The following is a 12,868-nucleotide window of genomic DNA, read 5'->3' on the forward strand; positions in this document are numbered from 1 at the left end:
CAACTAACAAGTAAACTAAGTCCGGTGTGCATAAAAATCTATTATTTATAGCTAAATAAAGCCCTTTCGGCCCAATAAGACACCAAAAGAATAATACTTTAAGTATAGTAAATATACCTAGTTAACAATTCAAATAAGCTCTAAGCTTAGTTAACTTGAAATAACAACAAGCACAAATAATAAGGTACAGCGATGCAGCAGCGGATTTTACCAGCGATCTTTAAAAATTTTTTGGGGACCTCGCCTCAATGGTATAAATACACCATTGTCGCCTTTTTACTAATAAACCCTATATTATTTCAACTTAACCCCTATCTTGCGGGTTGGGTTTTAGTGTTAGAGTTTATTTTTACTCTTGCTATGGCTTTAAAGTGTTACCCTCTTCAGCCTGGTGGCTTACTTGCCATTGAAGCCATGTTCATTGGGATGACGTCAGCTGGGCAAGTTGAGCATGAAATAGTACAAAATATTGATGTTATTTTGCTACTTATCTTTATGGTGGCAGGTATTTACTTTATGAAAGACTTGCTTCTGTATATCTTCACAAAACTTGTTGTTTCAGTGCGAAGTAAAACTGTATTGTCGCTGTCGTTCACGATTGCTGCAGCTTTTTTGTCTGCTTTCTTAGATGCGCTAACTGTTATGGCTGTTGTCATTGCTGTAGCGATGGGTTTTTACAGCATTTATCATAAAGTTGCTTCGGGAAAGGACTCAAGTAGTGAACATGATATTAATGATGATAATCAAGTACGCCCGGTCAATCGTCAAGAACTTGAAGAATTCCGTGCTTTTCTCCGTAACTTATTAATGCATGCTTCTATAGGCACAGCTTTAGGAGGAGTGTGTACGATGGTAGGCGAACCACAAAACTTAATTATTGCTGAGCGAGCTGGCTGGCTATTCGGCGAGTTTTTCTTTCGCATGTTACCAATCACCCTGCCGGTTATGATTGCGGGTATATCCACAACTATTTTATTGGAAAAAACCAAAGCGTTTGGTTACGGTGCGAAACTGCCCGCCCCGATTCACACTATTTTATCTGATCATGCGAAGAAGCTTGAGAAAAAACGCACAACACGCGATAAGGTAAACCTAGCTATTCAAGCTGTTATTGCAGTTTGGCTTATCATTGGCCTTGCTTTACACCTTGCCACAGTTGGTCTAATTGGCTTGTCTGTAATTATTTTTGCCACAGCCAGTGCAGGAATTATAGAAGAGCATCAACTTGGCAAAGCCTTTGAAGAAGCATTGCCTTTTACTGCTTTGTTGTGCGTATTCTTTTCTATTGTTGCCGTCATCATTGACCAACATTTATTTACCCCCGTAATTGCTTGGGTTCTGACCTTTGAAGGCCAATTGCAACTTGTGATGTTTTTTATTGCCAACGGTATTCTGTCGATGGTCAGTGATAATGTGTTTGTGGGTACTGTTTATATAAATGAAGTTGCAGCTGCACTCGAAGCTGGTCAAATTACTCGTGACCAGTTTGATTTATTAGCTGTAGCAATTAATACCGGTACCAACCTTCCAAGTGTTGCCACACCAAATGGACAAGCTGCGTTCTTATTCTTACTTACTTCAACGTTAGCCCCTGTGTTGAGGCTATCTTATGGGCGCATGGTTTATATGGCGCTACCTTATACCATAGTGTTGACAGTTGTCGGTTTAAGCATGACCTTATTCAGCCTTTCTGATATGACTGATTTACTGTATCAATGGGGTTTAATTAATCACCACACAGGTGCGTTACCAGGCTCCTTAGGTGGCCATTAGGGCAATTATTGCCAACAACACATTTGAAACTAAAAAGCCCGCTTGATGCGGGCTTTTGGTTTAATTAAACAAAATTATTAATCTAACACTTTCGCATCGTTTGCTTTATTAAGTAAGCTTCGGCTTTGTGTTAAGAAATGTGCAGTTGCATCAGAGAAATATTCTTTTGCGTTAGCAAAGGCATTTATTAATGACTCTTTATCACCAGCTTTTAGCTTCTCAAGAGTGTCTGCAAAGGTGTCTTGATAACTCGCAAGTAACGGCTCTACATCATCAAATTGCGCCAGCATGATGTCAGAGTACAACTCTGGTGACTGGGCAAATAAACGCCCTACCATCATTAACTCTAACTGATAAATAGGTGAAGAGCAGCTACGTAGCTCTGCTAACGTATGGCTTTGTTTAGCTAAGAATTGTCCGTACACAAACGTTGTTAAGTGGCGCATTACTTGGATGATTTGCATCGCTTCATCATGCTTTTTGGCATCCATTTCAACTACTTGACAACCCCAGATCTGTAATTGTGCCATTAGCCCTTTTGCTACTTCATGATTTCGCCCTTCACACACTACGACCGTTTGTTTTACCCAGTGCGAAATATCTGGACCAAACATTGGGTGTAAACCTACCACAGGGCCGCTGTGAGCTGCCATGAGGGCTTTTAAAGGCTTTTGTTTAACTGAGGTAATATCAACTAATAAACAGTCATCATCAAGTGTTGGTAATGCAGCAACGACTTGCTCAAGTGCATTAATTGGCACACTTACAAGTACAAGTTTTGCACCGGCTAATATCGCTTCGCTTTCGGCTTGTTGCTCTTTATCTAAAATTCGTACATCGTATCCTGAGCGAATGAATTGTTGTGCAAACAATTGACCCATCGCACCTTGCCCACCGACAATCACAATAGGAGATAACTGAGGAGCTGAACAAGCCAAACTCCCTTGTTGATTTTGATATGCTTCACGCATCATACGACGCAGAATATCTTCAACTAACTCAGGGTTAACTCCTTGTGCAATCGCTTCTTGTCTTCGCGCTTCAAGTAAATCAGCTTCGCGATCCGGCGCATGCAAAGGGGCGCCAATTTGCTGCTTAATTGCACCAATTTTAGCCGTTATACTGTTTCTTTTTGCCAACAAGGAAACTAACTGCGCATCGCATTCGTCAATTCCTGTCCTTAATTCATCAAGCTCATTCACTGTTACCACGTTAATACACCTCAAACCCAAAAACGTACAAAAATATATACAAAAAAGTAAAGCTTTCAATACGAATTATAGTAACAGGATAAACAGCAAAGCACAAAGCCCTAACACTTCTACACGGCTTGAATCACAAGGGAATATTTAAATTAGAAAGAGATATTAAGAAGTGCTGGCAACTAAATTTGAAAGTCGTAACTAGATATTTTTGCTATAAAAACCAAAACGGGTTGCAACCTAAGGCTGCAACCCGTTTTATTTTGCGTTGTAAAACAGCGCGTATTAGTTAAGTTTTTCTCTAATACGTGCAGATTTACCAGAACGCTCACGTAGATAGTAAAGTTTCGCACGGCGAACAGCACCGCGACGTTTAACTGAGATACTATCGATAAGAGGGCTGTGCGTTTGGAATACACGCTCAACACCTTCACCGCTCGAGATTTTACGAACTGTGAATGCTGAGTGAAGACCACGATTACGCTTAGCGATTACAACACCTTCAAAGGCCTGTAGACGCTCTTTGTTACCTTCTTTTACACGTACCTGTACAACTACTGTATCACCAGCGCCGAATGCTGGTACGTCTGTTTTAAGCTGCTCTTCTTCAAGCGCTTTAATAATATTTTGGTTTACTTTTGCCATTATATTTCTCACTTTCCTAGGTGTAACTGTCTTCTAGCCACAAGCTTGTTGGTACTCTTGCTGAAATTCAGCAAGGAGTGCCGCTTGCTCCTCAGTCAGAGCTAGGTTATGCAACAAGTCAGGACGACGAAGCCAAGTTCTGCCAAGTGATTGTTTTAAACGCCACTTTGCAATTTCTTGGTGGTTACCACTGAGTAATACAGCGGGAACCTGCTTATCATCCAATGTCTCTGGCCGTGTATAATGAGGACAATCAAGCAAGCCATCCGAAAATGAATCTTGCTCAGCTGACTGGTTATGCCCTAACACCCCTGGTACTAATCGTGCTACTGCATCAATTAGCGTCATAGCGGGTAGTTCACCACCACTTAATATAAAATCGCCTATTGACCATTCTTCGTCAACATACGACTCTATAATTCGCTCGTCTATACCTTCATAGCGACCGGCAATTAGAATCAACTTATCTGAGTTGGCAAGCTCGCTTGCCCCTTGTTGATCTAATTTGCGCCCTTGCGGGGACATATAAATTACTTTTGCACCATCACCTGCCGCTTTTTTTGCGTCAAGAATGGCTTGTTTCAATGGTTCAACCATCATTAACATGCCTGGACCACCGCCATAAGGGCGATCATCCACGGTCCTATGCTTATCAGTTGCATAGTCACGTGGGTTCCAGCAATTAAAGTCGATTAGACCATTTTTAACTGCACGACCTGTAACCCCTTGGGTAGTTATCGCATCAAACATGTCCGGGAAAAGGCTAATCACCCCTACCCATAGTGAACTTGTTTGTGACATTAAAACCCTGGATCCCAGTCTACGGTAATTTCTCTTGCATCATGTTTAACTTCTTTGATAACAGAGTCTGTTAAAAAAGGAATTAAACGTTCTGCTTGGCCAAATGCATCTTTTTTGTTTGCTTTCACAACCAAAACATCATTTGACCCTGTCTCCATTAGGTCATCAACAGTGCCTAAGTCGTAGCCTTTATCGGTTACAACTGACATGCCGATGAGATCTCGCCAATAGAATTCACCTTGCGGTAATTCTGGAAGCTGCGCTGCATCCACGGAAATTTCTACATTGGTCAAAGCCATTGCTTCGTCTCTGTCGTTTACTTGCGCAACTTTAGCGATAAAGCCTTTGTTGTGGCGACGCCAGTCGACCACTTCTAAGGTCTGCCATTTACCTTGTTGCCCTATCAACCATGGGCTGAAATCGAAGATCCCTTCGGGATCATCAGTAAATGAATGCACCTTAAGCCAGCCCTTTATACCATACGGGGCACCGAGCTTTCCTACTGTAATATACGAGGTGTTCTCTTGACTCATGGTTACTCTTACGCCTATTAAGCCGCTTTACGAGCGTCTTTAACTAATTTAGCTACGCGATCTGAAAGAGATGCACCTTGACCTACCCAGTGTTCAACACGAGATAAATCTAAACGTACTTTTTCTTCCTGACCAGAAGCGATTGGGTTAAAGAAACCTACTTTCTCGATGAAGCGACCGTCACGCGAGAAACGGCTATCCGCAACCACAATTTGATAGAAAGGGCGTTTTTTAGCGCCACCACGTTGCAAACGAATAGTTACCATACCGTCCTCTACATTAGATTGACTGTTTTCATTAATAAGATTTACTCCCCAGTACGGGAAGCTGGGGAATTGTACGAGTTTTTTGCAACATTGCAAGTAAGAACTGCTGCAAAATGTAAGTTTAGTTGATTAAACACTGATCTGGGCTTTAAATCTTACACTCAGCTAACAACTACGCATAATTTATCTACAAAAAAAGGAGCTATATGCCCCTTTTTTGTACACGCTCAATGATAAGCTCAATTAAAATTTAGGACCGCCACCCATCATACCCGGTGGTAACATACCTTTCATACCGCGCATCATTTTCTTCATGCCGCCCTTGCCTTTCATCTTCTTCATCATTTTTTGCATTTGCGTAAATTGCTTAAGCAGTTTATTGATCTCTTGTACTTGGGTACCAGAACCAGCAGCAATACGTTTTTTACGAGAGCCTTTAATGATTTCAGGACGTGCACGCTCTTTTGGTGTCATTGAGTTAATGATCGCTTCCATTTGCACGAAAGTTTTATCGCCCATTTGACCTTTTACAGCATCTGGAAGGTTTTGCATGCCCGGCAGCTTATCAAGCATCGACATCATGCCGCCCATGTTCTTCATCTGACGAAGTTGCTCTGCAAAGTCATCTAATGTGAAACCGTCGCCTTTAAATACTTTCTCGGCAACTTTAGCAGCTTTCTCTTTATCTACTTTCATCTCGACTTCTTCGATTAATGAAAGTACATCACCCATACCTAGGATACGAGAAGCAATACGGTCAGGGTGGAATGGCTCAAGTGCATCTGTACGCTCACCCACACCCATAAACTTAATTGGTTTACCGGTAATATGACGAATCGATAAGGCAGCACCACCACGAGCATCACCATCGGTCTTGGTTAAGATCACACCACTTAAAGGCAGTGCTTCATCAAATGCTTTTGCAGTATTTGCCGCATCTTGACCTGTCATCGCATCAACAACGAATAAGGTTTCGATTGGATTAATGGCACTATGAAGTGCTTTGATCTCGTCCATCATGTCGTTATCGACGTGTAAACGACCCGCGGTATCGACTAATACCACATCAATGAATTTCTTCTTCGCGTGCGAAATAGCGCTGTTGGCAATATCTACAGGCTTTTGTGAAATGTCACTTGGGAAGAACTCAACACCCACTTCATCAGCCAGTGTTTCAAGCTGTTTGATTGCTGCCGGACGATAAACGTCGGCACTCACAACTAATACAGATTTCTTTTTACGCTCTTTTAAGAATTTAGCTAGTTTACCAACACTGGTTGTTTTACCCGCACCTTGCAAACCTGCCATCATCACTACTGCTGGCGGCTGTGCATTAAGGCTAAGCTCTTCGTTGGCTTCGCCCATGGCTTTTTCAAGTTCTTCACGAACAATCTTAATAAAGACTTGGCCTGGGCTTAAGCTTTTCGTTACTTCAACACCAACGGCACGTTCTTTAACTTGCTTAACGAACTCACGAACAACAGGTAAGGCAACGTCCGCTTCCAAAAATGCCATGCGGACTTCGCGTAATGTATCTTTAATATTGTCTTCAGTTAGGCGTCCGCGGCCACTGATATTTTTTAAGGTTTTACCTAAGCGTTCTTGGAGATTCTCAAACATGTAAAGTTTCCGATAAAACGAGTTTCACCTAAATTGCTTGTAAAACATACAGTTTATTCGGCAATAAAGGCAATATTAAAATTTAATTCCTAGCAGTATACCGTAAATGATGGCCGACAATACAGTATTCAAGTGCGCTGTTTGAGTTTCTTTTTACAAACTCTATGCTTTTGCCTTGCTATAAAATACAATGGCATCAATGAGACAAGGATTTATCGAATAAATTAAGTGGCCATAATACGATGATTATTAGTTTAACAATTATTGCTAGTTTGTTTTATGTGTTAGCGACATCGCATGTGCTTTCACGCCTTTTTCACAAACAAGGTCCAAGCCAGAAACTCACCGTGATTTTGAGCACCGTTGCTATTCTTGCTCATATGCTACTGTTGGTGAACTCTGTTTTTCGCGCTGATGGCCAAGACCTAAGCATTGTAAACGTTGCCTTATTGACCTGCTGGGTTATTGTGGTGTCGGTTACGGCCGTGTCACTTAAATTTCCTGCGACCCTTTTATTACCTGTAGTCTACGGATTTGCAGCCATACTAACGCTCGCCAGCTTATTTATTCCACATCACGTTATTTTACAATCAATAAATGTTGAGCTCGGCTTGGTAACACATATTTCGTTATCTCTATTAGCTTACTGTGTACTAATCATCGCCACTTTATATGCTGTGCAGTTTTATTTTATCGACAAACGTTTAAAACGCAAAGACTTGGCGATTGTACATAGCCATCTTCCCCCATTAATGGTGGTTGAGCGTCAGCTGTACCAATTACTGACGTTAGGTACTATCTTACTTACATTTGCACTGCTTTCTGGGTTTATCTTCTTAGAGGGGATGTTTGCAAGTGAGTTTATCCATAAAACAGTGTTATCGTTAGTAGCTTGGTTGATTTTTACTGTGGTCACTGTTGGACATTTGCGTAAAGGCTGGCGTGGTAAGCCTGTTGTGTTTTCGATCATGATAGCCGCATTTGTCTTGTCACTTGCTTATTTTGGCAGCCGTTTCATTCAAGAAGTGATTCTAAATAAGTTTTAACTTGACTCAGCAAGCTGTCTCTAGCTTAATATGCACTGATTTATAAAAAAAGGATCCATCGTTGGACGACATATCGACTAGTACCCTGTTTATTGTATTGGGATTATTGATACTTATTTCTGCTTATTTTTCTGGTTCTGAAACTGGGATTATGTCAATTAACCGCATTCGCCTGCGTCATCTTGCTAAAGAAGATCACCGTGCAGCGAAGCGCGTCAGCAAACTGTTAAGTCGCCCTGACAGACTTATTGGTCTGATCTTGATTGGTAACAACTTAGTTAATATTGCCGCAGCACAGGTTGCAACAATCATTGGTATTCGCCTGTATGGTGATCTTGGTATCGCAATTGCTACCGGCGCGCTAACGCTGGTTGTTTTAATCTTTGCCGAAGTAACACCAAAGACACTTGCCGCGCTTTATCCAGAGAAAGTCGCTTTTCCAAGCTCAATCGTGCTCAAAGGGCTGTTAAAAATACTTTTCCCATTTGTGGTTATCGTTAACTGGATGACCAACGGCATGTTGCGTTTGTTTGGTATTACCACAGCACAAATTGAAGAACATAGCCTAAGTAAAGAAGAGTTAAAAACCGTGGTGAACGAATCAGGTGCTCTTTTACCTGCCCGCCACCAAAGCATGCTAACTTCAATTTTAGATTTAGAACAAGTTACGGTTGAAGATATCATGATCCCACGCAACGAAATCGTTGCGATTGATATTAATGACGATTGGAAACTTATCAGCCGCCAGCTTACTCATGCACAGCACACCCGCGTACTGTTATATCGTGACCAAATTGATGATGCAGTTGGCTTTATTCACTCACGTGATGCACTGCGCCTATTAACTAAAGAACAATTTGATAAACCGTCATTGTTACGTGCAGTTCGTGAAATTTACTTCATTCCTGAAGGCACGTCACTAAACACGCAACTACTTAAGTTCCAGCAATCGAAAGAGCGTATTGGTTTAGTGGTTGATGAATATGGCGATATTCAAGGCTTAGTAACACTTGAAGATATCTTAGAAGAAGTAGTGGGTGATTTCACAACAACGCAAACGCGTACACCAAGTGAGGAAGTCACCGAGCAAGATGATGGCTCAGTACTTGTAGATGGCGGTGCTAATATTCGCGATTTAAATAAAGAAATGGGTTGGGAGCTACCAATTGATGGCCCGAAGACCCTAAGTGGTTTAATAGTTGAATATTTAGAAGATATCCCAGACTCAAACCTCAGTTTGCGTATTGCTGGCTATCCAATCGAAGTTCTCGAAGTTAAAGAAAACATGGTTAAACTTGTTAAAGTACTGCCAAGTAAGCGCACTACTTAATCATCATTAATTTTCAACAAAAAGGAGTGGTCATCCACTCCTTTTTTGTATCTAAATTCTTATTTCCTTTCTGAAGTTTCATATTTACAACGTACGCTCCCGCAAACCGCTAGTGTTTCGGCTACTATTAGTAGCTATTTAACTGCCGCATTTAATAAGGAGCAATCATGGACGAAATATCGATCGAAAACATTTATAATCAAGCAATTGAGCTACTGCTACTCTATGGACCTAAATTCATTCTCGCTATTGTTGTTTTAATAGTTGGGTGGTGGCTTATCGGTCGTATCTCAAATATGGCTGAAAAATCAATGACCAAGGTTAAGTTTGAAGTGGGACTTACACACTTTTTGGTGTCATTTATTTCGGTCATTTTAAAAGTACTTCTGCTAATTTCAGTTGCGTCAATGATAGGAATTGAAACGACTTCATTTATTGCAATGCTTGGTGCAGCCGGTTTGGCCGTTGGTATGGCCTTACAAGGCAGTCTTGCTAACTTTGCAGGTGGTGTGCTTATCCTGTTCTTTAAGCCTTTTAAAGTGGGTGATGTTATTGAAGCCCAAGGCTATATGGGCACAGTAGTTGAAATTCAAATTTTTGTTACCGTTTTACTGACCTATGATAATGAAAAAATTATTATTCCTAATGGCACTCTTTCAAATGGTTGCGTTAAGAATAAGTTCTCAGAGCCATTACACCGGGTTGCGATTGAATTTGGTATCAGCTACGGCGATGACGTACATAAAGCCCGTGATGTGTTAATGAAGGTATTAAATGACTATGATCTAGTTTTGAAAAATATCGAAGAGAAAAAGCCGGTTGTACATGTCAGTCAACATGGTGAGAGCCATATTGGTATGCTCGTTTGGGCTTGGGTTGAAACAGATAATTATTGGCCGGTCTATTTTGGTTTATACGAACGTGTGAAAATAGCATTTGATGCTGAAGATATTACCATTCCGTTCCCACAACGCGATGTGCATATACACCAGTTCCCTGGTAAATAACCATTAAAAAGCCCGCATATTAATGCGGGCTTTTTAATATGAAAACCTTAACTAAATAAGCGTTCAAACCAGTTTTTATCTAGATCAGCTTCGCACTTTTTAAGTTGTGCGCCATACCGGCTAGCTCGGTGTTTTACTTTATTGGCAACACTCATCAACCACTTTTTACTTTTATAAGTACCGCGTTTATAGCCGCCCCACCCTTCATGGTAATTCAAGTACTGCGCGTAGGCGTCCCATTTTGATATTCCGTTTACTTTATGAGTTTTATAAACAAACCAAGCCATAAAGTCTATCGCATCATCAAAATCGTCTCTGTCTGCCCCACTATTCCCAGTTTCGCGAATGTAATCTGACCAAGTTGGCGTTTTTGCTTGCGAGTATCCATACGCTGAACTGGCTCGGCCAATAGGAATGACCCATAAGAAATATTCCATAGGTGGCGCTGCATCATGACGAAATGAGCTTTCTTGATACATCATACTCATGAGTACGTGTTTAGGTGAGCCCCACTTTTCTTGCGCATCACGCGCATCGTAGTACCAGTCAGGCTTTTCCTCAAAAATCTTACAAATATCATGAGGTTGCTCTGGAGGAGCCGTTGCGCAACCCGCCATTAAAGCGGCCAGCGATAAAATAATTAAACTTTTTTTCATTTTTTTATGTATCTCGCTGAACTTTTTCTCATCAGGTCAGTCTGAACTTATGAATGCAGCAGTATAGCATTGTTTCATCCCTGAAGAATCTTTGACGCAGCCTCCCTAGGCTGCGTTTTTTTATGTACTCACCTTACTAAGCTTTAGCAAAATAATCATCTAAAAACGCAGTAAAAGATAGCTTGTCAGCTGCTTTTACTTCTCGCTCTTTAAGCACTGAATCAGATGCCTGTTTAGTCAAAAATGCATGATCATAAAATTGATAATCAGCCTCGACATGGTTTTGCTTATATTTTTGCGCAAGTGTTAAGGCAAAAAGACCATTATCTTGATTTTCTTTTGCAAGTGCGCTGACATACCGACCAGAGAAAGTTTTATTAGGGTTTCTGACCCAACTTGCAAGCTCTGCGATTGTTTCGCTGTAATAGCTCACACCATATGCGTTATCCATATAGTTAGCCACAGCAGCTAGATTAGTAAATATAGATTCAGCCCAGTCAACAAGCAGAACCTTTTCACCTTGCTTATTCAACGTAAGCTCAGGGGCTCGGCCTTCATTTACAACCGCATCAAGATTAGCTGTACTTAACTTTTGTTCCTGCCAATCCATTTCTGGAGACTCAGACAATAAACAATAGGTCAAAAATACGTCTAAAAAGCGAATTTGCTGTAAATCAATACCGGTTTCACTGAATGGGTTAACATCTAGCGCGCGTACTTCTATATACTCGATCCCACCTCGTAATAAGGCATCAGTAGGTGTTTCTCCTGAGGCAGCATTACGCTTAGGACGTATCGGTGAGTAAAATTCATTTTCAATTTGTAGAATATTTTTGTTCAGTTGTTTTGGCTGCTCACTACGGTAGTCATCAAGGTGGCCATATAGGTCTGATGGCGTATGAATCGCTTCTTTTAAACCTGCTACATATTCTTCTAATGAATTGTACATAACTCGTAAAGACGATTGTGCGCTATTAGTATAACCAAGGTTGCCTAATCGCAGTGCCGTACCGACTTCTAAATAAAGTGTGCCTTTACCTAGTTTCTTAAACGGTAAGTCTGTTTGACGACCCTGCAAGAAAGAATTACACAACGCAGGCGAAGCGCCAAATAAGAAACTAATTAACCATAACTCGCGCTTAAAGTTGCGAATGAGCCCTAAGTAACCATTCGAAATTGAATCTGCAAGTGTGCCTTGGCTGCCGTTTAAACTATACAGGCTTTGCCATAAGCTTTCAGGAAAGGAAATATTGAAATGAACACCCGCAATCGCTTGCATCATACTACCATAGCGATTTTTCAACCCTTCTCGGTAAAGAGTTTTCATACGGCCGATATTTGAATCACCAAACTGAGCTAGTACGATATCATCTTGGTGCTCAATAAAGCATGGCATACTAATCGGCCACAGGAGTTCGTCACCCATTTGAGATAAGGTGAACTTTTGTAAGTCTTTAAGTTGAGCTAGGGTTTCCTCGGCTGAGGTGCTCACTGGAGTAATAAATTCTAATAACGATTCTGAAAAGTCAGTGGTGACATGATCATTGGTTAAAGCGCTACCAACGCCTTGTGGATGACCTTGCCCTGAGATAACACCATTTGGTTTGATCCTTAATGCTTCTCGCTCGATACCACGTTTAATCCCATTAATTGCGTTAGGAAATTGTGCCGTTAACGCTTCTAGCGTTTTATTTAAATCATGTTTTATCAAAAATGCTTCCTCGAGCCGCGTGGCTGTAATCCTAAGGGTATGGGGGCAAAAAATAATTACTCAAGTGCGAAAAATAACATTCAATTACCACCTCACCACTTGAAGCACAATCTTGCCATTGTGAATAGCATTATACAATTGCTTTAGTGGCACTTAATTAATGCTAAATCTATTCATCTGTATAATTTTTATCACTAACTTGTGAACATTAGACCTTTTGCCTAATATGAAAAGGTGAGGCTAAACACAATAATTCTCGCAAGATATTGTTTTAGATC

Annotated in this window: 12 protein-coding genes; 4 read left to right on the forward strand and 8 right to left on the reverse strand. The window is 40.9% G+C overall.

The features are described from left to right. Positions 1–192 precede the first annotated feature (192 nt). Positions 193–1,773, forward strand: coding sequence for a sodium/proton antiporter NhaB (nhaB, locus tag E5N72_RS13550; RefSeq protein ID WP_135925530.1), 1,581 nt, complete (start codon positions 193–195; stop codon positions 1,771–1,773). Between the two features lie 77 nt (positions 1,774–1,850). Here the strand turns inward: nhaB and tyrA are convergent, their stop codons facing one another. From tyrA to ffh, 6 genes are all read right to left on the reverse strand, one after another. Then, positions 1,851–2,984 (reverse strand): bifunctional chorismate mutase/prephenate dehydrogenase, encoded by a 1,134-nt coding sequence (tyrA, locus tag E5N72_RS13555; RefSeq protein ID WP_135925532.1) that lies wholly within the window; start codon positions 2,982–2,984, stop codon positions 1,851–1,853. A gap of 276 nt (positions 2,985–3,260) precedes the next feature. After that, complete coding sequence (gene rplS, locus E5N72_RS13560; protein WP_054551733.1) at positions 3,261–3,620, reverse strand: 50S ribosomal protein L19; 360 nt, start codon at positions 3,618–3,620, stop codon at positions 3,261–3,263. A 33-nt stretch (positions 3,621–3,653) separates the two neighbouring features. Then, positions 3,654–4,421, reverse strand: coding sequence for a tRNA (guanosine(37)-N1)-methyltransferase TrmD (trmD, locus tag E5N72_RS13565; RefSeq protein ID WP_135925535.1), 768 nt, complete (start codon positions 4,419–4,421; stop codon positions 3,654–3,656). Next, positions 4,421–4,954, reverse strand: a complete 534-nt coding sequence (gene rimM, locus E5N72_RS13570) for a ribosome maturation factor RimM (protein WP_135925538.1) — start codon at positions 4,952–4,954, stop codon at positions 4,421–4,423. The genes trmD and rimM overlap by 1 nt, the downstream gene beginning before the upstream one ends. 17 nt (positions 4,955–4,971) lie before the next feature. Beyond that, positions 4,972–5,220, reverse strand: a complete 249-nt coding sequence (gene rpsP / locus E5N72_RS13575) for a 30S ribosomal protein S16 (protein WP_036967110.1) — start codon at positions 5,218–5,220, stop codon at positions 4,972–4,974. 243 nt (positions 5,221–5,463) lie between these two features. Further along, on the reverse strand, positions 5,464–6,840 hold the full coding sequence (ffh, locus tag E5N72_RS13580; protein WP_135925540.1) for a signal recognition particle protein: 1,377 nt from the start codon (positions 6,838–6,840) through the stop codon (positions 5,464–5,466). A gap of 242 nt (positions 6,841–7,082) precedes the next feature. On the opposite strand from ffh, the gene ccsA reads away from it, so the two are divergent. The 3 genes from ccsA to E5N72_RS13595 all read left to right on the forward strand — a co-directional run bounded on the left by ccsA (position 7,083) and on the right by E5N72_RS13595 (position 10,223). Then, positions 7,083–7,886, forward strand: coding sequence for a cytochrome c biogenesis protein CcsA (gene ccsA, locus E5N72_RS13585; protein ID WP_135925543.1), 804 nt, complete (start codon positions 7,083–7,085; stop codon positions 7,884–7,886). 61 nt (positions 7,887–7,947) lie between these two features. Next, positions 7,948–9,216 (forward strand): CNNM domain-containing protein, encoded by a 1,269-nt coding sequence (locus E5N72_RS13590; protein ID WP_135925545.1) that lies wholly within the window; start codon positions 7,948–7,950, stop codon positions 9,214–9,216. Between the two features lie 167 nt (positions 9,217–9,383). Continuing rightward, positions 9,384–10,223, forward strand: a complete 840-nt coding sequence (locus tag E5N72_RS13595) for a mechanosensitive ion channel domain-containing protein (protein WP_135925547.1) — start codon at positions 9,384–9,386, stop codon at positions 10,221–10,223. 47 nt (positions 10,224–10,270) lie between these two features. On the opposite strand, the gene E5N72_RS13600 is transcribed toward E5N72_RS13595, so the two are convergent. Together E5N72_RS13600 and gshA are read right to left on the reverse strand one after the other, a co-directional pair. Beyond that, the gene (locus E5N72_RS13600) at positions 10,271–10,879 is read right to left on the reverse strand and encodes a hypothetical protein (RefSeq protein ID WP_135925550.1); all 609 of its coding nucleotides are present in this window, start codon (positions 10,877–10,879) and stop codon (positions 10,271–10,273) included. Positions 10,880–11,015: 136 nt separating this feature from the next. Further along, positions 11,016–12,590, reverse strand: coding sequence for a glutamate--cysteine ligase (gene gshA, locus E5N72_RS13605; protein ID WP_135925552.1), 1,575 nt, complete (start codon positions 12,588–12,590; stop codon positions 11,016–11,018). Positions 12,591–12,868 lie beyond the last annotated feature (278 nt).

It is taken from the genome of Pseudoalteromonas sp. MEBiC 03607 (assembly GCF_004792295.1).
Lineage (GTDB): Bacteria > Pseudomonadota > Gammaproteobacteria > Enterobacterales > Alteromonadaceae > Pseudoalteromonas > Pseudoalteromonas lipolytica_C.

Bases quoted from the DNA above. Each gene is read 5' to 3' on its own strand.
- nhaB (WP_135925530.1), top strand. From the start codon at position 193: ATGCAGCAGCGGATTTTACCAGCGATCTTTAAAAATTTTTTGGGGACC.
- rplS (WP_054551733.1), bottom strand. From the start codon at position 3,620: ATGGCAAAAGTAAACCAAAATATTATTAAAGCGCTTGAAGAAGAGCAG.
- trmD (WP_135925535.1), bottom strand. From the start codon at position 4,421: ATGTCACAAACAAGTTCACTATGGGTAGGGGTGATTAGCCTTTTCCCG.
- rimM (WP_135925538.1), bottom strand. From the start codon at position 4,954: ATGAGTCAAGAGAACACCTCGTATATTACAGTAGGAAAGCTCGGTGCC.
- rpsP (WP_036967110.1), bottom strand. From the start codon at position 5,220: ATGGTAACTATTCGTTTGCAACGTGGTGGCGCTAAAAAACGCCCTTTC.
- ffh (WP_135925540.1), bottom strand. From the start codon at position 6,840: ATGTTTGAGAATCTCCAAGAACGCTTAGGTAAAACCTTAAAAAATATC.
- ccsA (WP_135925543.1), top strand. From the start codon at position 7,083: ATGATTATTAGTTTAACAATTATTGCTAGTTTGTTTTATGTGTTAGCG.
- E5N72_RS13595 (WP_135925547.1), top strand. From the start codon at position 9,384: ATGGACGAAATATCGATCGAAAACATTTATAATCAAGCAATTGAGCTA.
- E5N72_RS13600 (WP_135925550.1), bottom strand. From the start codon at position 10,879: ATGAAAAAAAGTTTAATTATTTTATCGCTGGCCGCTTTAATGGCGGGT.